General features: G+C 62.3%; 19 protein-coding genes, 1 tRNA gene and 2 riboswitches. Of the genes, 12 read left to right on the top strand and 8 right to left on the bottom strand.

The window, feature by feature from the left end; all coding sequences use genetic code 11:
* Nucleotides 1-135: 135 nt before the first annotated feature.
* The 6 genes from MUU54_RS13900 to MUU54_RS13925 form a co-directional block, all read right to left on the bottom strand.
* A complete protein-coding gene (locus MUU54_RS13900) occupies nt 136-858 on the bottom strand; it encodes a thiamine ABC transporter ATP-binding protein (protein ID WP_247244603.1) in 723 nt (240 codons plus the stop codon).
* Nucleotides 845-2476, bottom strand: coding sequence for a thiamine/thiamine pyrophosphate ABC transporter permease ThiP (locus MUU54_RS13905; protein WP_247244604.1), 1632 nt, complete (start codon nt 2474-2476; stop codon nt 845-847). The genes MUU54_RS13900 and MUU54_RS13905 overlap by 14 nt, the downstream gene beginning before the upstream one ends.
* Nucleotides 2477-2486: 10 nt before the next feature.
* Entirely contained in the window at nt 2487-3488 is a 1002-nt protein-coding gene (gene thiB, locus MUU54_RS13910) for a thiamine ABC transporter substrate binding subunit (protein WP_247244605.1), read from the bottom strand.
* Between the two features lie 38 nt (nt 3489-3526).
* Nucleotides 3527-3627: riboswitch (TPP riboswitch) on the bottom strand.
* 50 nt (nt 3628-3677) lie between these two features.
* The gene (locus tag MUU54_RS13915; RefSeq protein WP_247244606.1) at nt 3678-4127 is read right to left on the bottom strand and encodes a response regulator; all 450 of its coding nucleotides are present in this window, start codon (nt 4125-4127) and stop codon (nt 3678-3680) included.
* Nucleotides 4128-4283: 156 nt separating this feature from the next.
* Nucleotides 4284-6107 carry an ABC-F family ATP-binding cassette domain-containing protein gene (locus MUU54_RS13920; protein ID WP_247244607.1) on the bottom strand — a complete coding sequence of 608 codons (1824 nt, stop codon included), beginning with the start codon at nt 6105-6107 and terminating at the stop codon, nt 4284-4286.
* Between the two features lie 4 nt (nt 6108-6111).
* Nucleotides 6112-6765 (bottom strand): thiamine diphosphokinase, encoded by a 654-nt coding sequence (locus tag MUU54_RS13925; protein WP_247244608.1) that lies wholly within the window; start codon nt 6763-6765, stop codon nt 6112-6114.
* Between the two features lie 97 nt (nt 6766-6862).
* A riboswitch (SAM riboswitch) is annotated at nt 6863-6940 on the top strand.
* Between the two features lie 54 nt (nt 6941-6994).
* Here MUU54_RS13925 and metA point away from each other — a divergent pair.
* Both metA and MUU54_RS13935 read left to right on the top strand, forming a co-directional pair.
* Nucleotides 6995-7924, top strand: a complete 930-nt coding sequence (metA, locus tag MUU54_RS13930) for a homoserine O-acetyltransferase MetA (RefSeq protein ID WP_247244609.1) — start codon at nt 6995-6997, stop codon at nt 7922-7924.
* A gap of 82 nt (nt 7925-8006) precedes the next feature.
* Nucleotides 8007-9020, top strand: a complete 1014-nt coding sequence (locus MUU54_RS13935) for an aldose epimerase family protein (protein ID WP_247244610.1) — start codon at nt 8007-8009, stop codon at nt 9018-9020.
* A gap of 107 nt (nt 9021-9127) precedes the next feature.
* On the opposite strand, the gene MUU54_RS13940 is transcribed toward MUU54_RS13935, so the two are convergent.
* Nucleotides 9128-9202, bottom strand: a tRNA-Gly gene (locus tag MUU54_RS13940).
* A gap of 281 nt (nt 9203-9483) precedes the next feature.
* Here MUU54_RS13940 and MUU54_RS13945 point away from each other — a divergent pair.
* The 4 genes from MUU54_RS13945 to MUU54_RS13960 all read left to right on the top strand — a co-directional run bounded on the left by MUU54_RS13945 (nt 9484) and on the right by MUU54_RS13960 (nt 12005).
* A complete protein-coding gene (locus tag MUU54_RS13945) occupies nt 9484-9999 on the top strand; it encodes a prolyl-tRNA synthetase associated domain-containing protein (protein ID WP_247244611.1) in 516 nt (171 codons plus the stop codon).
* A gap of 55 nt (nt 10000-10054) precedes the next feature.
* On the top strand, nt 10055-11032 hold the full coding sequence (trxA, locus tag MUU54_RS13950) for a thioredoxin (RefSeq protein ID WP_247244612.1): 978 nt from the start codon (nt 10055-10057) through the stop codon (nt 11030-11032).
* Between the two features lie 100 nt (nt 11033-11132).
* Nucleotides 11133-11810: an LON peptidase substrate-binding domain-containing protein gene (locus MUU54_RS13955; RefSeq protein WP_247244613.1), complete on the top strand. Its 678-nt coding sequence runs from the start codon at nt 11133-11135 to the stop codon at nt 11808-11810.
* A 6-nt stretch (nt 11811-11816) separates the two neighbouring features.
* On the top strand, nt 11817-12005 hold the full coding sequence (locus tag MUU54_RS13960; protein ID WP_247244614.1) for a Trm112 family protein: 189 nt from the start codon (nt 11817-11819) through the stop codon (nt 12003-12005).
* A gap of 4 nt (nt 12006-12009) precedes the next feature.
* Here the strand turns inward: MUU54_RS13960 and MUU54_RS13965 are convergent, their stop codons facing one another.
* Nucleotides 12010-13245, bottom strand: coding sequence for a ubiquinone biosynthesis hydroxylase (locus MUU54_RS13965; RefSeq protein ID WP_376742095.1), 1236 nt, complete (start codon nt 13243-13245; stop codon nt 12010-12012).
* Between the two features lie 66 nt (nt 13246-13311).
* Here MUU54_RS13965 and tesB point away from each other — a divergent pair, with 66 nt between their 5' ends.
* From tesB to MUU54_RS13995, 6 genes are all read left to right on the top strand, one after another.
* On the top strand, nt 13312-14196 hold the full coding sequence (tesB, locus tag MUU54_RS13970) for an acyl-CoA thioesterase II (RefSeq protein ID WP_247244616.1): 885 nt from the start codon (nt 13312-13314) through the stop codon (nt 14194-14196).
* Between the two features lie 209 nt (nt 14197-14405).
* Nucleotides 14406-14756, top strand: coding sequence for a P-II family nitrogen regulator (locus MUU54_RS13975; protein WP_281433332.1), 351 nt, complete (start codon nt 14406-14408; stop codon nt 14754-14756).
* Nucleotides 14757-14781: 25 nt separating this feature from the next.
* Nucleotides 14782-16143 carry an ammonium transporter gene (locus MUU54_RS13980; protein WP_247244617.1) on the top strand — a complete coding sequence of 454 codons (1362 nt, stop codon included), beginning with the start codon at nt 14782-14784 and terminating at the stop codon, nt 16141-16143.
* Between the two features lie 239 nt (nt 16144-16382).
* On the top strand, nt 16383-19040 hold the full coding sequence (locus MUU54_RS13985; RefSeq protein WP_247244618.1) for an FtsK/SpoIIIE family DNA translocase: 2658 nt from the start codon (nt 16383-16385) through the stop codon (nt 19038-19040).
* A gap of 71 nt (nt 19041-19111) precedes the next feature.
* Nucleotides 19112-19765, top strand: a complete 654-nt coding sequence (locus tag MUU54_RS13990) for an outer membrane lipoprotein carrier protein LolA (protein WP_247244619.1) — start codon at nt 19112-19114, stop codon at nt 19763-19765.
* 95 nt (nt 19766-19860) lie between these two features.
* Nucleotides 19861-20664, top strand: a complete 804-nt coding sequence (locus MUU54_RS13995) for an exodeoxyribonuclease III (RefSeq protein WP_247244620.1) — start codon at nt 19861-19863, stop codon at nt 20662-20664.
* Nucleotides 20665-20669: the final 5 nt, after the last annotated feature.

Below are 20669 nucleotides of genomic sequence, written 5' to 3' on the forward strand. Positions count from 1 at the left end.
CCTGCATTTTTCCCGACTTAGCGATTCCGGCGCCGCGATCACAGAGCTTCTCTTCTAAATAGGGGTCCCCAACGCAACCGAAAAGGTGCTGTTGCTGCGATGCCACTGTCGCACGTCCAAAATGTGGCAGCGCAGCTATGTGCGGAGAAATCGCCCTACCGCAAAAATCTCACGGTGCTCGCCCAGATCGCTCACCGACGTCTCGAGCATGATCCGGCCGCCCTCGACGAACATTACCCTCTGGGACAGGCGCTCAACCTCGTCTGGATCGTGCGTGACCATCAGCACCGTGCTGCCGGTCTCTCGGTGAAGCTCGACGAGTAAGGCTGCCATGTCCGAGCGCAGGCCAGGATCAAGCGCCGCAAACGGCTCGTCCATCAGCAGTACCGGCTTGTGCCGCACCAGCGCCCGGGCAAAGGCCGCTCTTTGCTTTTCTCCGCCGGAAAGCGTTGCGGGCTTGCGTTGCTCCATTCCGGCCAGTCCCACGCGTGCGAGCGCGGTCGAAACCTGGCGTCGGTCTTCTGCGGAAAGCTTGAGTGACGGGTGAATGCCGAGCCCAACATTGGTGAAGAGGTCGAGATGGCCGAACAGGTTGTGATCCTGGAAGATCAGCGACACCGGGCGATGTGACGGATGTTTCTTCGTGACCTCCTCGGTGCCGAAGACAATCTTGCCCGATTGCGGAGCGTCGAAACCCGCGATCAGGTTGAGCAGTGTCGATTTGCCGGAGCCTGAGGGGCCGATGAGAGCCGTGATGCACCCGCCTTGCACTGTACCGACGAAGTGGAAGCGGGTCTCGCCCAATCTCAGTCGCACGTCCCGGAGGTGAATGTCTGGGCCTTGTTTATCCTGCTGCATGCCCGCTCCTTTCGGTCGGCCGCTCGAACGTCCCGGCGATCGTCAAAAGAAGGCAGAGCACTCCGAGGATCAGCGCCAGTCCATCTGCGTCTGCGGTGCGGTAGCTCGACAGACGACTGTAGAGAAGCCAGGGCAAAGTAACGAAGTCATTGGAGCCGAACAGGGCGACGGCGCCAAGGTCCCCGAGGGAAAGCGCCATGGCGAAGGAAAGTGCCAGAAGGGCCGGCTTCAGGAGGACTGGTCGGTCGATATGCCAGAGCTTCCAGACGCCGGAAATGCCGAGTCCGGCAACCAGCCGACTCGTCCGGTCATGGTGTGTCTGCATTGACGGTTCCAGAACGCGCATCACGAAGGGAAGCGCCATCAGAGCGTTGATGATCGAGACAAGGAACGGCGCGATGCAGGAGACGTCTCCAACAGGTCGCAGCAGCAGGAACCAACCGGTGCCGAGTACGACAGGCGGAACCAGGAGGACCAGAGAGGAGGAAGCGCCGAGGAGTCCACGATAGGTCCGACCGGCTTTTCCTGCGTCACGGAGATCGGTGACCGCAAGCCGCCCCTTTATGATGCAGATCGAGACGAACGATGCCAGAAGTGTTGACGCCACCGCAATGGCGGCACTGGTCGCGGCAGCTTGCATGAACGCACTGCTCGTCAGCAGCCGCCCCAGATCTGCCCTTAGGCCGCTCATGAAAACGGCCAGCAGCGGCAGCAGGAGAAAGAGAACCGCCATCGCTATCGTCACAACGTCCCAGACCAGTGCTGTGCCCGTCCATCCGTCGAAGCGCCGGCTTGGCGCGGCCAGCGTCGTTCCGTTTTCTTCTGCACGTTTGACAAGACCAAGCAGCGCCAGCACCAGGCCGGTAAGCGCGATCTGCAGCAGTGAGAGCGCAATCGCTCGGGGCGGGTCGAAGTCGAAGCGCAGCGACTGGTAGATTGCCACTTCCAGTGTCGTTGCTGCAGGTCCGCCGCCGAGCACGAGAACGATGGTGAAGCTGGTGGCGCAAAGCATAAAGATCAGCCCAGCGATGCCGGGCAGAACCTGCCGCAGCGCAGGCCACTCAATGAAGCGGAAGAGCGAGAGCGGCGTCAGACGGAGGCTCGCCGCGAGCTTCCAGTATTCCCCAGGCAGCCGCTCCAGCGAAGCCACCATCAGCCGGCATGCGAGCGGAAGGTTGAAGAAGATGTGTGCCAGCAGGATGCCGCTCAGCCCATAGATGCTGATCGGCTCGCTCAGCCCTAGCGTCAGCAGGAGATCGTTCGCAATTCCCTGTCGCCCCCAGACGGCGATCAGGCCCAGCGAGACCACGAGGACCGGCAACCCCATCGGCAGGGCCATCAGCCGGAGAATCCAAATACGCCCGAAAAAGTGGGGCCGGCGCGCCAGTGACAGCGCCACCGGGATCGCCAATCCCGTCGCAAGCGCCGTCGAAAGCGCCGCCTGCAGGAGGGTGAAGCGCAGCACGTTCCAGGTATAGCTCGTAAAGATCGCGCCACCGGATGAGGCCGGCTGGAAAAGAAGAAGCGCCAGCACGGCCGCGGCGATGAAGACCAGGATCGCCCCGAGCGCGACGGCGCTGCCGCCGATCCCTGTCCACCGCTCGCGTACCGTCAGCATTATCTTGCTATTACCGCTCGCTCATCGCGGTGAGCCATTCATCGATCCACGCCTGTCGGTTGGCTGCGACCTCTTTTGGATCCATCAGGAAGGTCTTCTGCGGCTTCACCAGTCTTGAAAAGGCGTCTGGCAGTGGTTCGGATGTCGCTGCGGCAGGCATCATCCAGTTGGTGGTCGGGATGATGTTCTGAAAGGCGGGTGACATCATGAACACAAGGAACTGCTGTGCCAGTTCCTTGTGTTCCGATGTCTTCACACGGCCCGCAATTTCGATCTGGATATAGTGACCTTCGGAGAAGGGCGCTGCCTGGTATCGATCAGTGCCTTCGGCCACCATGTGATAGGCTGGCGAAGTGGTATAGGAAAGCACCATCGGCACCTCGCCTTTGGTGAACAGCCCGTAGGCTTCGGACCAGCCCGGCGTCACCGTCAGCACGCGCTGGCGCAGCTTCTCCCATGCCGCCGGCGCGTCCTCCCTGTAAACCGACTTCACCCAAAGAAGCAGACCGAGGCCGGGCGTCGACGTGCGTGGATCCTGGATCGCGATCTTCTGGGCCGGGTCGCCCTCCACCAGCTCTGTCAGGCTCTTCGGCGGGTTCTGCATCGTCTGGGTGTCATAGACGACGGCGAAATGGCCGTAGTTATAGGGTATGAAGACGTCGTCGCTGTAGCCGCCCGGCACGTCGACTGCCGGAGTTGTGAGGCCGTGTGCCTCAAACAGGCCGGTCGCCTTGGCCTCGGCGGCGAGATTGGTGTCGAGCCCGAGCACCAGATCTGCTTCGGTGTTCTCACGTTCGAGCTTCAACCGCGACAGCAACGCCACGCCATCGGCGACGCTGACGAAGTTGACCGTACAGGCACAGGTCTTTTCGAACCCTTCCTTGACCTTCGGACCCGGACCCCACTCGGCGGTGAAGCTTTCATAAGTGTAGATGGTCAGCGTCTTCTCCTGCGCCATTGCGGCAGGCGCCAGATTGATCGCTAAGAGGAGAGAAAGGGTCAGTCTGCGCATCGGCGCCTCCTCGTTCGTTTGAAAGGGGAATAGGCGCCGATAGGAAGCCGTCTAATCCCTCCGCCGGTGTTAACCGGATCAGGTTCCGCGGGTTGGCACTGCCTCTCAGCCGCGTTCAGCGGCACCCCGTTAGATCGTCTTGTTGTGTAGCGAGCGGACGGCATGTTGGCAAGCCGGCCGCATGATGCTTTAGTGAGCGTGAGAAAAGACGCGCAGTTCGCGTGGAACGGCAGCGATGGTGCCTTTGCGGCTTGCGACGGCATAGTCGATCGACTGCTCGACGACGTGCGGCATGACCGGCTTGGTCAGCACGCCCAACGGGCCGGTATCGATGCGTTCCACTTCTTCCGGGTTCGCCGTCATGTAGATGACGGTAACGCCATATTCCTCTGCAAGCTGGCGGCCAAGCTCGGGGCCGGTCCGCCCATCGGCAAGATTGACATCGACGAACGCGATGTCGGCTGTCTGAGCCAGTTCCAGTGCATGGCTGCGTCCGGTGGCAAGGCCAGCGACCTGCAGGCCCATCGCCTCCACCGTATCGGCGACATCAAGCGCGATCAGGAATTCGTCTTCAACAATCAGGACGCGCTGGTCCGGCGTTTGCGGGGACAGCCGACGACTCGTTACATTTGCCAGCATTGGAGTTCTCCTGCGGGTTTTTCGGTGCCTGCTCCGTGCCGCCTTCACCTGTATCAGATCGGCACTGGTCACCGAACGACGTCCTAGAAACATTGTTCCGGATCGGCCGCTGAACCCCCGTTCAAGCCTTTGGTATGGATAACGGAGGGTTAATGGTTAGCCCTCAAGCTCCTCGCGCAGCATTTCCAGCTCTAGCCATTCCTCTTCCTTCCGGGTCAGGCTGTCGCGCAGCTTTTCGAGATCAGCGGCAATCCGATTGAACTCGGCCGGGTTCTTGCTAAAAAGGCTAGGATCGGCCATCTTGGCTTCCAGCGCCGCGATCTCGGCCTCCGCCTTCGCCATCTCCTTGGGCAGGCTTTCCAGAGCGAACTTCTGCTTGAAGGTAAGCTTTCCCTTGCCCTTGTTGCCTCCGGATGATGGCGACGCCGCTTCGCCTTTCGACTTGTCCTGCTTTTCCGCGCGCCGGCGCTCCTCCTGTGCTCCCTTCCGCTGGGCAAGCATGTCCGTATAGCCGCCGGCATATTCGATCCATCGACCGTCCGGCGCATCCGGCGTGGCAGGGGCAATCGTCGACGTCACGGTGCGATCGAGGAAGTCGCGGTCGTGGCTGACAAGGATGACGGTGCCGTTGAAGGCGGCGACAATCTCCTGCAGCAGGTCCAGCGTCTCTATGTCCAGATCGTTGGTTGGCTCATCGAGGATCAAGAGGTTGGAGGCCTTGGCCATGATGCGGGCGAGCATCAAGCGCGCCCGCTCGCCGCCGGACAGGTTCTTGATCGGCGTACGGATCTGCTCCGGCTGGAACAGGAAGTCCTTCATGTATCCCGCCACGTGGCGCTGTTCGCCGTTGACCAGCAACGTCTCGCCGCGACCGTCCGTCAGGTAGCGCGAGAGCGTGTCTTCAGGGTCGAGGTCCTCGCGCTTCTGGTCCAGCGTTGCGATCTCGAGATTGGTGCCGAGCTTCACCGTCCCCGCGTCCGGCTGAAGCTGCCCGGTCAGCATCTTCAGGAGCGTCGTCTTGCCGGCGCCGTTGGGACCGACGAGGCCGATCCGGTCCCCTCGATGAACCCGGATGGAGAAGGGAGCGACGATAGCCCGGCCCTCATAGTTCTTGGTGATGGCCTCTGCCTCGATCACTAGCTTGCCTGATTCGCGGCCCTCCGATACCTGCGCCTGCACCGTGCCCTGTGGCCCCTTGTGACCACGATAGGCGGCGCGCATGGTCTGTAGCTCACCGAGCCTGCGCATGTTGCGCTTGCGGCGTGCCGTCACACCGTAGCGTAGCCAGTGCTCCTCGCGCTCGATTGCCTTGCCGAGCTTGTGCTGTTCCAGCTCCTCCGCCTGCAGCACCTCGTCTCGCCAGGCCTCGAAATGGGCAAAGCCGCGGTCCAGCCGACGCGAGGTGCCGCGGTCCAGCCATACGGTCGCGGTCGAGACCTTCTCCAGGAAACGACGGTCGTGGGAGATCAGCACGAGAGCACTGCGGGTCTTGCGCAGTTCGTCTTCCAGCCACTCGATCGTCGGCAGGTCCAGGTGGTTGGTCGGCTCGTCCAGCATCAGGATGTCCGGTTCCGGCGCCATGACGCGGGCAAGGGCGGCACGCCTCGCTTCCCCGCCCGACAGCCGCACGGGATCTTCCTCGCCGGTCAGGCCCAGATGCTCCAGCAGATAGGTCACGCGGTAGGCGTCGTCGCCGGGTGCAAGGCCTGCCTCAGCATAGGCCTGGACCTTCACGTAACCGGCAAAGTCCGGTGCCTGCTCAAGGTATCGGATAGTGGCGGAGGGATGGCGGAAGACCTCGCCCGATTGCGGCTCCACCATTCCCGCGGCGATCTTCATCAGCGTCGACTTGCCGGATCCGTTGCGGCCGACAAGGCAGATGCGGTCGCCCGGCTCCACCTGCAGGCCGGCGCCGGCAAGAAGCGGCGTCCCGCCAAAGCTCAATTGGATATCGTCGAGTTTCAGGATCGGCGGCGCCAAGGTTTCAGGCTCCAGTCATGTCATAGGGGCGGGCAAGAATGATCGCCCTGCCGTGGTCAACGGAAAAGCGCACCGACCCTTCCGCAACATTGGATATGGTACGCGATGAGCCGAAGGGCAAAGCAAAGGCATTGAGCGGGTAGCGTGCATCGGTGATCGTCAGGCCGCTCAGGTCCGACAAGCCGGCAACGGAAAAGAGCGAACCTTGCGGCAGGTCGAGGGTTGTCGGCGTTTTCGGCGTCAACGGCACGCATTCTTCTCGGCCGGAGGTCAGAAGCACATCGAAGCCGCGTTCCGCAAGGCTCATGGCATGGAGAAAGTGCTGAAGCGCATGATCGCTTCGTTCGCCGCCAAGTGCTCCCGCGAGGATCAGCCGCTGCGCACCTCGGGCGATCGCTTCCGCCGTTGCGATCTCGCCGTCCGTCTCGTTCTTCGCGGCAGGATAGGGCTGGCGCACCACCTGCGGCCAGGCTTCAATCAGCGCCTGCGGCGTGGAGTCGAAGTCGCCGACCCAGAGTTCCGGCTCGATGCCCAAGGCCGCCGCGTGCCGCATCCCCCCGTCCGCCGCAATGAACCGGCTCCCAGCCACCGCCTTCTCCAGGCGGTCGGTCACGACGAGTTCGCCGCCAAGCAGGACGGTAAAGGTGGATGTGCTCATGCCGATGCCCTTAGCGGAAAGCAGCGGCTAGGCAAAGCCTCAGCAAATCTCGGCCAGCGGCAAAAGATTGACGCTCACGGAAGAAGAGCCTATGAAGTGGCTTCTTCGTGGTGATTTGGCCGGCCGGCTTGCAGCCACGTTAAACAAGTCGCTAAAGGGCCGCGCCAAGTTCACTTTGACGCGCCGGTTGCGATTTGTCGCGGCCGGCTTTTTGTTTTGTGAGTGTGCGATGCCGATCAAGATTCCCGATACGCTTCCCGCCTTCGGAACCCTCGTTCAAGAGGGTGTGCGGGTGATGACCGAAACGGTTGCGGTGCGCCAGGACATCCGTCCGCTGCAGATCGGGCTCCTCAACCTCATGCCGAACAAGATCAAGACCGAGCTGCAGATGGCGCGCCTAGTTGGCGCATCGCCGCTGCAGGTGGAGCTGTCGCTCGTGCGCATCGGCGGCCACAAGGCAAAGAATACCTCGGAAGAGCATCTCCTCTCCTTCTACGAGACCTGGGAAGAGGTGAAGCACCGCAAGTTCGACGGCTTCATCATCACCGGCGCACCGGTGGAGACGCTGCCGTTCGAAAGCGTCACCTATTGGGACGAGATGCAGCAGATCCTCGACTGGACGACCACCAACGTCCATTCCACGATGAACGTCTGCTGGGGCGCCATGGCAGCGATCTATCATTTCCACGGCGTGCCGAAGCACGAGCTCAAGGAAAAGGCCTTCGGCGTCTACCGCCACCGCAATCTCTGCCCGTCCTCCGTCTTCCTCACCGGCTTTTCGGATGATTTTCAGGTTCCGGTTTCCCGCTGGACGGAAGTGCGGCGCCAGGACATCGAGAAGGTGCCGGATCTGAAGATCCTGATGGAATCGGAAGAGATGGGCGTGTGTCTGGTGGAGGAGAAGAAGGGGCGGCGGCTCTATATGTTCAACCACGTGGAATATGACTCCACTTCGCTGGCGGATGAGTATTTTCGCGATGTGGATGCGGGCGTGGCGATCGATCTGCCGCACAACTACTTCCCGCAGGACGACGTTAAGCTCCCGCCGCAGAACCGCTGGCGCAGCCATGCGCACCTCCTGTTCGGCAACTGGATCAACGAGATCTATCAGACAACTCCTTATGATCTAGAGCAGATCGGAACGGTGGAAGCGGCCTGAGCGTACGCCTCCATGAACCTTTGCCGTTGCGCCGACGGCGCAAATCATCCACGTTCGGCCCGCTCGATTTTGGGGAGTTGCAATGGCTGAGCGTGAAGTGTTCGGAACGACGGCAAAGGGTGAAACCGTTTACCGGGTGAAGATTTCCGGTGGCGGTCTGACGGCTCATGTCATGACCTGGGGCGCCGTAATCCAGGACCTGAGGCTCGAGGGCCACCAGCCGCCCCTGGTTCTCGGCTTCGAGCGCTTTGAGGATTATCCCGAACATTCGTCCTACTTCGGTGCCACGCCCGGTCGCTGCGCAAACCGGATCACGGGCGGACGCTTCGAGCTCGACGGCAAGCAGTATCAGCTGGAACTGAACGAGAAGGGCGTCACGCATCTTCACGGCGGCAGCGATGGGATGGCCAAGCGCAATTGGGAGATCGTCGAACTTGCCGATGACCGGGTGGTACTGCAGATCGTCGATCCGGATGGGCGTGCCGGTTACCCCGGCAACTGCACCGTCACCGCGACCTATCATCTTGCCGGCGATGGTGTGCTGACCGTTCTCTACGAGTCGAGTGCGGATCAGCCGACGCCCTGCAACATCTGCCAGCACACCTATTTCAACCTGGATGGCAGCGAGACCGCGCTTGGCCACGACATCCAGATTTCCGCTGACCGCATCACGGCCGTCGATGTGCGCCAGTGCCCCACCGGCGTTCTCCTTCCCGTCGAGGATACCGCCTTCGACCTGCGCGACATGGGCCCGATGGATCGGCAGGAAAACGGCGAGCGGGTGCTGTTCGACCACAACTTCTGCCTTTCCGACCAGCGGGTCGAAAAGCGGCGGGTGGTAACTGCCCGCAGCAACCGCTCCGGCGTGTCGCTGGAAGTGCACACGACGGAGCCCGGGGTACAGTTCTATTCCGGCTACAAGCTCAACGTCGCCGTACCGGGCCACGGCGGTCGTCACTACGGTCTTTTCGCCGGCTTCTGCCTGGAAACGCAGATCTGGCCGGACGCCATCAACCACAAGAACTTCCCCGACGCCGTGCTGCGCCCCGGCGAAGTGCTGCGCCAGGAAACCGACTACGTCTTCAGGAAGAGCTAAGGATATAGAAAGAGGCGCTTCGGCTTTGGCCGCAGCGCCCACCAATGGGCTACGGCAGTCGCCGAGGCGCTGGCGTGGAAACTAAAATCTTTATCGCCGGGAGAAATTGGAGCGGGTGAAGCGATTCGAACGCTCGACCCCAACCTTGGCAAGGTTGTGCTCTACCCCTGAGCTACACCCGCTCATATCCGCGATCCGGGGGTAGTCGGTGGATCGTGGGTCGTCCGCGTCGCGGCGACGGGCGGTATATGGCCCAACTGATTTTCGAATGCAACAGAGAAATGAAGGGCGGAAAAGAAAAATTACGATGGCCCGCTCTTCCCCTCACCGCGCCCAAATCGCTGCCTCTGGTTGGTATGCCGGCACGCTTCTTGCGCCGCTTCTGTGGCTTGCGGAGGCGTTTGCTGCGCGCTAAGCCTCGACCAGACACGGTGCGGCCGCATCCCTTCGATGAAGCGAGCTCATGAACGAACTCTCCTCCACGCCAAGAACAGCCGACGACTTCCATGCCCTCCTAGACGGGCTTGGCATCGCCTACACGACGCACCGCCACGAACCAGTCTTCACCGTGGCGGAATCCGTCAGCCTGCGCGACGAGATCCCCGGCGGGCATACCAAGAACCTTTTCGTCAAGGACAAGAAGGATCGCTATTTTGTCCTGACGGTCGAGGAGAATGCGGTGGTCGACCTGAAGACCGTCCACAAAGTCATTGGAGCGGCCAGCCGAGTGTCGTTCGGCAGGCCGGAGAAGATGCTGGAATATCTCGGCGTCGCTCCGGGCTCCGTCACCGTCTTCGGCGCGATCAACGACACCGGCGGCAATGTTACCTTCGTTCTCGACGAAGAGCTGATGCGCCACGAGATCATCAATGGGCACCCGCTGTCCAACGATGCGACCACATCCATTGGGCGCGATGACCTCCTGCGCTTCCTCGAAGCGACGGGGCACACGCCGCTTGTCTTGAAAGTGACCGACTGACATACGATGTTCCACGCCAGTTGAATCGGTCAGCACCAGAACCGGGAGAGAAATCATGAGCGGCTCAGACAATCCCTATGGCGGCGGCACCTATGGCGGCCAGATGACCGGTTCGGCACAGTTTGGCGGCGCGGCGCAGGCAGCCGCTCCTGCGGGCGGATACATCAAGGACACGAGCACGGCAGCCTTCGCGGCGGACGTCATCGACGAAAGCCGGCGCCAGCCGGTGCTCGTCGATTTCTGGGCGCCCTGGTGCGGTCCGTGCAAGCAGCTGACGCCGGTTCTGGAAAAGGTGGTCAACGAGGCGCAGGGCCGGGTGAAGCTGGTCAAGCTCAATATCGATGACCATCCGGCGATCCCGGGGCAGATGGGCATCCAGTCGATTCCCGCGGTAGTCGCCTTCGTCGATGGCCGGCCGGTGGACGGTTTCATGGGCGCGGTGCCTGAGACACAATTGCGTCAGTTCATCGACAAGGTCGCCGGGCCTGCCGGTTCCGATCAGGCCGCCGAGATCGAAGCAGCACTGGGCGAGGCCGACGGCCTTTTGGCCAATGGTGACGTGCAGACGGCGGCGCAGCTCTACGGCGCCGTTCTGCAGGCCGATCCCGAGAACGCAAAGGCCGCGGCCGGCATGATGCGCTGCCTGATCGAGCTTGGCGACATAGCTCGCGCCTCGCAGATGCTGCAATCGCTGCCGCCGGAACTTGCCGGCGATCCGGCGGTGCAGGCAGTGGCGAAGAAGCTGGAGCAGTTCGAGGAGGCGCGCAAGCTCGGCGATCCCGCAGCACTCGAGCATCAGCTTTCGCTTGATCCCGACGATCATGCGGCCCGCATGAAGCTTGCCAAGATCCGCAACGCGGAAGGCAAGCGCGAGGAAGCGGCCGAGCATCTCCTGATGATCATGCGCAAGGACCGGGAATTCGAGGAGGATGGCGCGCGCCGTCAGCTTCTCGAATTCTTCGAAGCCTGGGGAGCCAAAGATCCTGCCACCATCGCTGCCCGCCGACGGATGTCGTCGATCCTTTTCTCCTGATCGCAACCCTCAAAACCGGTCTTGCGATCCTGGTCAGCTGCCCCACATAATCGCTAGCGGCGGCGCTTGGCGCGGCTGCGGTCCTGGAGGTTTGGGCCTTATGATTGTGGGAAATGCCAGATATGTGAAGCGCGAGGATCTGCCGGATACGGCGCGGGTCTTCCCCTTGACGGGAGCGCTTCTTCTGCCGGGCGGCCAATTGCCGCTCAACATCTTCGAGCCGCGCTACCTCGCCATGTTCGATGCGGCCCTCGGCGGCGACCGCCTGATCGGGATCGTGCAGCCGGCGCTGACGGAGCCTGCGAATGCAGCGGACATCGCAAGGCCGACTCTCAGCAATGTCGGCTGCATCGGCCGCATCACGTCCTTCGCGGAAACCGGGGACGGACGATACATAACGTCGCTCAGCGGGGTTTGCCGCTTTCGTCTGCTGGACGAGGTCGGGGCAGGGCATCCCTACCGCAGCTTCAGGATCGCACCGCTTCTCGCAGATCTTTCTGCCGAGGATGATGAAGGCACGGTGGATCGGGCGGAGCTTCTGCGTGTCTTTCGCGCCTATCTCGATGCCAACAAGCTTGAAGCGGACTGGGAAAGCGTGGAGCGTGCCGGCAACCGGACACTCGTCAACTCTCTTTCGATGATGTCGCCATTCGGGCCGGCCGAGAAGCAGGCTCTTCTGGAGGCGCCGGACCTCAAGACCCGTGCCGAAACGCTGATTGCGATCACGGAAATCCTGCTGGCGCGGGGTGCGGGCGATTCCGACACGGTGCTGCAGTAGGCCGTCATGGACGAAAACCTCCGCAAGGTCGACCCGAAACTCCTCGAGCTCTTGGTCTGCCCGCTGTGTAAGGGTCGGCTGACCTTCAATCGCGAGACGAACGAGCTCGTCTCGGAGAAGGCGAAGCTCGCCTATCCGATCCGCGACGGGGTGCCAATCATGCTCGTCTCCGAGGCGAGACGCCTCGAGGACTAGCAGATCAGATCGCTTGTCCAGCGAGCAGCTTCGGCCGATCGGCGCCTGTTGTGCCGGCAGCCTGGCCGATGAAATAGGATTTCAGCCCAGGCATGCGGTCGACCAGCCCCAGGCCAAAGTCGCGGGCGATGCGAACCGGCGTGATGTCGTTGGAGAAGAGCCGGTTGAGAACGTCGGTGCTTACGCCCATCCGGAAGGTATCGAAGCGGCGCCAGGACTGGTAACGCTCCAGAACGTTTAGTGCCCCGATATCCAGCCCCAGACGATCGGCATCGACAATGGTTTCGGCCAACGCCGCTACGTCCTTGAAGCCGAGGTTCAGCCCCTGGCCGGAGATCGGGTGGATGCCGTGTGCGGCGTCGCCTGCAAGCGCGAGCCGGGGTGCCACGAAAGCGCGTGAGAGCGTCAGCCCGAGCGGGAAGGCCTTGCGGCTGCCGGCGACCCTGATCTCGCCGAGCTTGTGCCCGAAGCGGCGCTGAAGCTCGGCTTCAAAAACCAGGTCATCCGAATGAACGAGACGATCTGCGTCGGCCGTCCGCTCTGTCCAAACAAGCGAGGAGCGGTTGCCGGTCAGCGGCAGGATGGCAAAAGGCCCGGACGGCAGGAAGTGTTCTTCCGCCGTGCCTTCGTGCGGGCGTTCATGGCCAACCGTCGTGACGATACCGGACTGGCCATAGCTCCAGGTGACGGTCTTGATGCCTGCCATATCGCGCAGCTTGGAGCGGACGCCATCACAGGCGACGAGCAGACGGGTGTCGATCGTGCTTCCGTCCGCCAGCGTGATGGTGGTCTTGCTGCCCGTCGTATTGAAGCCGGTGGCGGAGAGACCGTGGCGGATGGTGACGCCAAGCCGTTCGCAGGCGCCCCGCAATGCGCGCACCATCGCGACGTTGGGGATCATGTGGGCAAAGGGCTGCCCCTCCTCGACTGCGCCATCGAAGGTGAGGAAGATGGGACGCACGGGATCGGCAGTACGGGAGTCGGTTACGATCATCCGGTTGATCGGCTGCGCTTCGGGCAAGATCTCGTCCCAGACCTTCAGTACCTGAAGCATCTTGCTCGCCGCGGCGATGATCGCAGAGGCCCGTTCGTCCTTCTCCCACACGCGCTCCGGTGCGGCCTCGATCACCTCGATGTTGAGATGCGGAGCAGACTGCTTGACTGCCACGGCTACCGAAAGTCCGACATACCCGCCGCCGACTACCAAGATATCAAGCATTTCCATGCACTCCCGTCTCACTTGAGAAGATGACACCGTCCATATAGATCATCCGGCATCTGCTTCCTATTGCCGGAGTCCGCCATAATGTCGCGCCCGCCCGAATCCCAAGCCGCCATGGACCAGTTGCTGTCGACGCTCGACCTCGAAAAGCTCGAGGAGAACCTCTTTCGCGGCGTCAGCCCCCAGGTGGGCTGGCAACGCGTCTTCGGCGGCCAGGTGATCGCCCAGGCGCTGATGGCGGCGCAGCGAACTGTCGATGGCGACTGCTTCGTCCATTCCCTGCACGCCTACTTCATCCGCCCGGGTGATCCGGCGGTGCCGATCGTCTATCAGGTGGAGCGGATCCGCGACGGATCAAGCTTTGCAACCCGCTGGATTGTTGCGATCCAGCACGGCCGCCCCATCTTCTCGATGTCCGCCTCGTTTCAGGTGGAGGAGCAGGGTCTCGATCATCAGGTCGGCATGCCACCGGTGACGCAGCCGGACAAGCTGATGGGCGAGAAGGAGTTCAAGGAGCTCTTCCTGGCTCAGGCGCCGGCCGCAGTGCGAAAGTACTGGAACCAGGATCGGCCGATCGAGGTGCGGCCGGTGTCGCTGGTGCATTATCTGACCAAGGAGAAGCTGGAGCCGCGCCAGGACATCTGGGTGAGGGCCGTCGGCGAGGTGCCGCCAGACCGGCACTACCAGGCCTGCGTGCTGGCCTATCTGTCCGACATGACGCTGCTGGACACGTCGCTCTATCCGCACGGAACTTCGATCTTTGATCCGAAGCTGCAGGTCGCAAGCCTCGATCACGCTATGTGGTTCCACCGCTCCTGTGCGCTGGACGACTGGCTGCTCTACACCCAGGACAGCCCCAGTTCCTCCGGCGCCCGCGGGATGACAAGAGGCAGTCTCTATACCCGCTCCGGCACCCTCATCGCTTCGGTTGCGCAGGAAGGTCTGATTCGTAAACGGGCAGATGAATAGATATTCGGCAAATTCCGTAAATTGCCCAATATTTAATCTGCTGTGGTATTTTCCAGTGCCTCTGCTTTAGGCGCAGCCACAAAAACATATTTAGATTGGCTATTTAGAGCTCCGTCTCCAGTCTGGCACGGCCTTTGTATGTAGAGTCCCAGTCGCCTCACTTTAAGAGATGCGATGAGGGATGTCGGCTCCGGCCGAGCAAACAAAGGATGGGAAGCCAGATGAAAATCGTGATGGCCATTATCAAGCCGTTCAAGCTGGACGAGGTGCGTGAAGCCCTCACGGCCGTCGGTATCCAGGGCCTCACCGTAACCGAGGTCAAGGGCTACGGGCGGCAAAAGGGGCATACCGAGATCTACCGCGGCACCGAATATGCGGTGAGTTTTCTGCCAAAGCTGAAGATCGAGATCGCGGTCGCCGCGGACCTCGTCGAGAAGGCCGTCGATGCGATCGCCTCCGCCGCCAAGACCGGTCAGATCGGTGATGGCAAGATCTTCGTCTATTCGATCGAGCAGGCCGTGCGCATCCGGACCGGCGAGACCAGCACAGAAGCGCTTTGATAAACGGCTGATTGGGGAGCTACCAATGCAATTTTCCAGAATTTCGACCTCGCTCGGACGTTTCGGCGCTGCCGCTGCAGCCCTGCTTTCGCCCGTCGTCGCCTTCGCGCAGGAGGCAGCCGCGCCCGCTGCCGAGGCTGCCGCAGCGGCACCCGTGCCGGACAAGGGTGACACCGCCTTCATGTTCCTGTGCACCCTGCTCGTGCTCTTCATGCTGATGCCGGGCCTCGGCCTGTTCTACGGCGGCCTTGTGCGCGCCAAGAACATGCTGTCCGTGCTGATGCAGTGCACGGTGGTCGGCGCGGCCATGATGCTCGTCTGGGTTATCTACGGCTATTCCTTCGCCTTCGGCGGCTCGGAGAACGCCTATTTCGGCGGCACGGCCAAACTCTTCCTGTCCGGCATCACGATGGATTCCACTGCCGCGACCTTCTCGGATGCTGTCATCCCGGAATACATCTTCATGCTGTTCCAGATGACGTTTGCGGCGCTGACGCCAGCTCTCATCGTCGGCGCCTTTGCCGAACGCATCAAGTTCTCCGCGGCGATCTTGTTCTGCATCCTGTGGGCCACCTTCGTCTATTTCCCGGTCGCTCACATGGTCTGGGATGCCAACGGCCTGCTGTTCGGCATGGGCGCGCTTGACTTTGCCGGTGGTACGGTCGTGCACATCAACGCCGGCGTGGCCGGCCTAATCGGCGCGATGATGGTCGGCAAGCGGACCGGCTATGGCAAGGACATGATGGCTCCGCATTCGATGACGCTGACGCTCGTCGGTGCGGCCATGCTCTGGATCGGCTGGTTCGGCTTCAACGCCGGCTCCAACCTGGAAGCCTCCGGTGGTGCAATGCTTGCGACGGTTAACACCTTCATCGCAACCGCAGCTGCCATCGTCTCCTGGTGCATCGTGGAAAGCTTCGCTCGCGGCAAGGCTTCCATGCTGGGTGCCGCGTCCGGCATGATCGCTGGTCTCGTCGCCATCACGCCGGCTGCCGGTATTGCCGGACCGATGGGTGCGATCGTCATGGGTCTGCTCGTTTCGCCGATCTGCTACTTCTTCATCGCCGTGATCAAGAACAAGTTCGGCTATGACGACACGGCTGATGTCTTCGGCGTCCATGGCGTCGGCGGCTTCTTTGGCGCGCTTGCCACCGGCATCTTCGCCTCCTCGTCGCTCGGTGGCATCGGCTATGCCGAAGGCGTCACCATGGGCGGCCAGTTCATGACGCAGTTGACGGCCGTCGTCATCACCATCGTCTGGTGCGGCATCGTCTCGGCGATCCTCTACAAGGTGGTGGATGTGATAGTCGGTCTGCGGGTCACCGTCGAAGCGGAACGCGAAGGTCTCGACCTCGCGAGCCACGGCGAAGCGGCGTACCACTCCTAAGCAATCAACTAGCTTTCGGCGGCAGTGCATTGTCGCCGAAAGACCTCCCGTCGCGGTTGCCTTATGGGCACCGCACGTTGCCCGGGCTCTGGCCCGGGCTTTTTGTGCCTGATCACCACAGGCGCCGTCCATCGTGGTTAAAGCCGCGTTAACCAGCCTCGCGCTACCTTCCGGCCACCATGGCGGATTCTGTCTTTACGAATCCGCCACCTCGGAATCAGTTGGAACGGGCAGAAGAGATGGGCAGAAGCACTTCGGCAACGATGGGCCACGGATCGGCGAAGGCGATGCTGACCGCCTTCGTCCTGCGGCAGGCGATGGCTCTGGCGGGCTTTGCCATCTTCATCGGCCTCGCGCTCGCGGTCGTGGCACTCGCGACCTGGAACGTCGCGGATCCGAGCTTCTCCTATGCCACTGACAACGAGCCCACCAACCTGCTCGGCTATGGTGGTGCCGCCTTCGCCGACCTGATGATGCAGTTCCTCGGGCTGGCAAGCCTCGTCGCCCTGCTGCCTGCCCTTGCGCTGGCGCTTGCACTGATCTCCGGCCGCGACTTCAACCGCATTCCCGCTCGTCTTGCCGCCTGGGGCGGCGGCACGCTACTCGCATCCGCCTCGCTCGGTTGCTTTCCCGCACCCTTCACCTGGCCGATCCCCAACGGCATTGGCGGGGTGATCGGTGACATGATCCTGCGCTTCCCGGCCCTCTTCGTCGGCGCCTATCCGACCGGCATGCTGGCGTCGATCCTGGGCGTCGTCTGTGCAGTTCCAGCTGCGTGGCTGCTGCTCTTCGCTTCTGGCCTCGTCGGCGATGCCTTCGACGATCACGACGAAGACGATCTGCCGGACAAGCCGGCTGTCCGTCGCCGCGAGGCGATCGACGAGGAGGATGAAGAGGACGAGGGAGGCTTTGCCGGCTTCCTGGCAGTCGGCGCTCTGGCGCATTACTGGTATACCACGCAGGCGCGCGTGCGCCGGCTGTTCGGCATCAAGCCATCAGCGCGCACGTCCTTCGACCAGCCTTACGATTTCAACGACGACGAATTCGGCGCGCTCAACGAGCCGTCGCGGCCAAAGGCGGTTGCCGCCGGGCAGCGTGTCGAACCGTCGCTTGACGGCCCTGCGGAAGGCTTCAGCCGGCGCTCCATCACAGCGCCGCCCATGGTGCACGACGATGAGGACGAGGCTGACGACAGTCCGGTCGCGCGCCCCGCCGGCATACTCGCCGATGATGATGACGACGTCCCCTTCGCCGTCTCCCGTGCACCGGCAGCAGCGGGTGCGCCGGCACGGCCACGGGTGGTGGCGCCGCCTCCACCGCCGAAGCCGAGCGCCCGCGTCGCTCGGGAGGCACAGGCCTCCTTCATCGATGCCGACGGGTTCCAGCTGCCCTCCGTCCACCTCTTGGCCGAACCGAAGGCCGTTGCCCGCGATGCCACCCTTTCCGCCGACGCGCTGGAGCAGAACGCACGCATGCTGGAAGGCGTGCTGGAGGACTTCGGCGTCAAGGGCGAGATCATTCACGTCCGCCCCGGCCCGGTCGTGACCCTTTACGAGCTGGAGCCGGCACCAGGGATCAAGTCGTCCCGCGTTATCGGGCTCGCAGACGATATCGCCCGCTCCATGAGCGCGATTGCCGCGCGTGTCGCCGTCGTTCCCGGCCGCAACGCGATCGGCATCGAACTGCCGAACCGGACCCGCGAAACCGTCTATCTGCGCGAGATGATCGGCTCGAAGGACTTCGAGGCGAGCAAGGCGAAACTTGCGATGGCGCTCGGCAAGACCATCGGCGGGGAGCCGGTGGTGGCTGATCTTGCGAAGATGCCGCATCTGCTGGTTGCCGGTACCACCGGCTCCGGTAAGTCGGTCGCCATCAACACGATGATCCTGTCGCTTCTCTACCGCTATACGCCGGAGAAGTGCCGCCTGATCATGATCGACCCGAAGATGCTCGAACTTTCGGTCTACGACGGCATCCCGCATCTCCTTTCGCCTGTCGTGACGGATCCGAAGAAGGCCGTCGTCGCGCTCAAGTGGACGGTGCGCGAGATGGAGGAGCGCTACAAGAAGATGTCGAAGATCGGTGTGCGCAACATCGACGGCTTCAACAGCCGGGTGGAGCAGGCGCTTGCCAAGGGCGAGGTCCTGACGCGCACGGTGCAGACCGGCTTCGACCGCCAAACCGGCGAGGCGATGTACGAGACGGAGGAGTTCGATCTCCAGCCGATGCCCTATATCGTCGTCATCATCGACGAAATGGCCGACCTGATGATGGTGGCCGGCAAGGATATCGAAGGCGCCGTCCAGCGCCTGGCACAGATGGCACGTGCGGCCGGCATCCATGTGATCATGGCCACGCAGCGCCCATCGGTCGACGTCATCACGGGTACCATCAAGGCGAACTTCCCGACACGCATCTCCTTCCAGGTCACGTCGAAGATCGACAGCCGCACCATCCTCGGCGAGCAGGGTGCCGAGCAGCTGCTCGGCATGGGCGACATGCTCTACATGGCCGGTGGCGGACGCATCCAGCGCGTCCACGGTCCTTTCGTTTCCGACAACGAGGTGGAAGAGATCGTCGCCTACTTGAAAACGCAAGGGGCGCCTCAATATCTGGAGGCAATCACGGCCGACGATGACGAGGAGAACGACGGTGGCGGCCCGGCTGGCACCTCCAACCTGTCCGATTCCGAAGATCCCTACGATCAGGCGGTGGCGATCGTGCTGCGTGACGGCAAGGCGTCCACCTCCTATATCCAGCGGCGGCTCGGCATCGGCTACAACCGCGCTGCCTCGCTGATCGAGCGGATGGAGAAGGAGGGTCTGATTGGCCCCGCCAACCACGCCGGAAAGCGGGAGATCCTCGTGCCCACCGAGAGCGACATCCTGGAACGCTGAGCCGGCGTTTTGCGTTGGCCATCAAGCCGCCGCCTTTTATGCGCAGAAAGCGGTGGAAGGAGACCCGAAGAATGACGAAAAAGACTGCCAACTCCCTGCTTACTGGCACCATCAGCCGCCGTGGCTTTGCCTTTGGTCTTGTTGGCCTCGGAGCCGCTGCGGCTCTCCCGCTGTCGGCAATCGCGCAGGGCGCGGGCGGATCGGCTGCGGCGCAGAAGATTGCCGACCACTTCTCGTCTGTGAAGACGATGATGGGCGAGTTCGTGCAGTTCGGCCCGCGCGGCGAGCAGACGGGAGGCAAGTTCTTCATCGAACGTCCAGGCAAGCTGCGTTTCAACTTTGAGGATCCCTCGCCCATCCGCGTCATCGCGGATGGTGCCAATGTCGTCATCGGCAACATGAAGCTGAAGACCTGGGACCTTTACCCGCTGTCGAAGACGCCGCTCAGCTTGCTTCTGGCGGAGCGCATAGATCTTTCCGACCAGATGGTCCGCGGCGTCCGCGAGGAGCCGGATCTGACGACGATCGTGCTCGGCAACCGCACTGTCTTCGGCGATTCGACGATCACGATGATGTTCGATTCGAGTACCTACGAACTGCGCCAGTGGACGATCACGGACGCGCAGAACAAGGACACGACGGTGATGATCTACAACGTCAAGAACGGCGTTGCCTTCGACGACCGCGTCTTCCGCATCCCCTACGACGAGGTCCGCAAGATCTAGTGGAGATGAAGCCCACGGGAGCCACAAGGCTCCCTTTTTGCTTCACCCCTGCAGAAGAATCTCCTAAACCTCCGGCACCCGCCTGAGGACCTGGAATGACCTTCTCCATCACCACCTGGAACATCAATTCGGTGCGGCTGCGCATGCCGATCGTCAAGCAGTTCATCGTGCGCCACCAGCCCGATATCCTGTGCCTGCAGGAGATCAAGTGCCAGGAGCACGAGTTTCCGCTGCAGCCGCTGAAGGATCTCGGCTACCAGCACATCATCATTCATGGCCAGAAGGCCTATCATGGCGTCGCAATCGCCTCCCGCGTGCCGTTGACGGAAGACCACCGGCAGAACTATTGCGGGGTCGGAGACGCCCGCCATATTTCGGCGCTCTTCGAGCGCGGCTCGCGTCGCATCCGGCTGCATAATTTCTACGTTCCGGCGGGCGGCGACGAGCCCGACCGCACGGTCAACCCGAAATTCGGCCACAAGCTGGACTTCGTCGAGGAGATGAAGTGCCTCAAGGCCGATCCCATGCCGGGGATTTCTTCCGTCCTGGTGGGCGACCTCAACATCGCACCGCTCGAGCACGACGTCTGGTCGCACAAGCAGATGCTGAAGATCGTCAGCCATACGCCGGTGGAGACCGACGGCCTGCTCGAGGTGATGGAGAAGGGCAACTGGCTCGACCTGATGCGCCAGCACGTGCCGCATGAGGAGAAGCTCTATACCTGGTGGAGCTATCGCGCCAAGGACTGGGCGGCGGCCGATCGCGGTCGGCGGCTCGACCATATCTGGTCGTCCCACGACCTCGGTCCCTTCCTCGATCGGATCGAGGTCCTAAAGGAAGCGCGCGGCTGGAATCAACCCTCCGACCATGTGCCGGTCACGGCGGTTTTCAAGTTCTAGGAACC

Origin of the sequence: Pseudorhizobium tarimense (assembly GCF_022968135.1) — a bacterium.
Classification (GTDB): domain Bacteria; phylum Pseudomonadota; class Alphaproteobacteria; order Rhizobiales; family Rhizobiaceae; genus Neorhizobium; species Neorhizobium tarimense.

Bases quoted from the DNA above. Each gene is read 5' to 3' on its own strand.
- MUU54_RS13975 (WP_281433332.1), top strand. From the start codon at position 14,406: ATGGGAAGCCAGATGAAAATCGTGATGGCCATTATCAAGCCGTTCAAG.
- MUU54_RS13960 (WP_247244614.1), top strand. From the start codon at position 11,817: ATGGACGAAAACCTCCGCAAGGTCGACCCGAAACTCCTCGAGCTCTTG.
- MUU54_RS13980 (WP_247244617.1), top strand. From the start codon at position 14,782: ATGCAATTTTCCAGAATTTCGACCTCGCTCGGACGTTTCGGCGCTGCC.
- metA (WP_247244609.1), top strand. From the start codon at position 6,995: ATGCCGATCAAGATTCCCGATACGCTTCCCGCCTTCGGAACCCTCGTT.
- MUU54_RS13935 (WP_247244610.1), top strand. From the start codon at position 8,007: ATGGCTGAGCGTGAAGTGTTCGGAACGACGGCAAAGGGTGAAACCGTT.
- tesB (WP_247244616.1), top strand. From the start codon at position 13,312: ATGTCGCGCCCGCCCGAATCCCAAGCCGCCATGGACCAGTTGCTGTCG.
- MUU54_RS13945 (WP_247244611.1), top strand. From the start codon at position 9,484: ATGAACGAACTCTCCTCCACGCCAAGAACAGCCGACGACTTCCATGCC.
- MUU54_RS13995 (WP_247244620.1), top strand. From the start codon at position 19,861: ATGACCTTCTCCATCACCACCTGGAACATCAATTCGGTGCGGCTGCGC.
- MUU54_RS13955 (WP_247244613.1), top strand. From the start codon at position 11,133: ATGATTGTGGGAAATGCCAGATATGTGAAGCGCGAGGATCTGCCGGAT.
- MUU54_RS13905 (WP_247244604.1), bottom strand. From the start codon at position 2,476: ATGCTGACGGTACGCGAGCGGTGGACAGGGATCGGCGGCAGCGCCGTC.
- MUU54_RS13990 (WP_247244619.1), top strand. From the start codon at position 19,112: ATGACGAAAAAGACTGCCAACTCCCTGCTTACTGGCACCATCAGCCGC.
- MUU54_RS13925 (WP_247244608.1), bottom strand. From the start codon at position 6,765: ATGAGCACATCCACCTTTACCGTCCTGCTTGGCGGCGAACTCGTCGTG.
- MUU54_RS13915 (WP_247244606.1), bottom strand. From the start codon at position 4,127: ATGCTGGCAAATGTAACGAGTCGTCGGCTGTCCCCGCAAACGCCGGAC.
- thiB (WP_247244605.1), bottom strand. From the start codon at position 3,488: ATGCGCAGACTGACCCTTTCTCTCCTCTTAGCGATCAATCTGGCGCCT.
- MUU54_RS13985 (WP_247244618.1), top strand. From the start codon at position 16,383: ATGGGCAGAAGCACTTCGGCAACGATGGGCCACGGATCGGCGAAGGCG.
- MUU54_RS13900 (WP_247244603.1), bottom strand. From the start codon at position 858: ATGCAGCAGGATAAACAAGGCCCAGACATTCACCTCCGGGACGTGCGA.
- trxA (WP_247244612.1), top strand. From the start codon at position 10,055: ATGAGCGGCTCAGACAATCCCTATGGCGGCGGCACCTATGGCGGCCAG.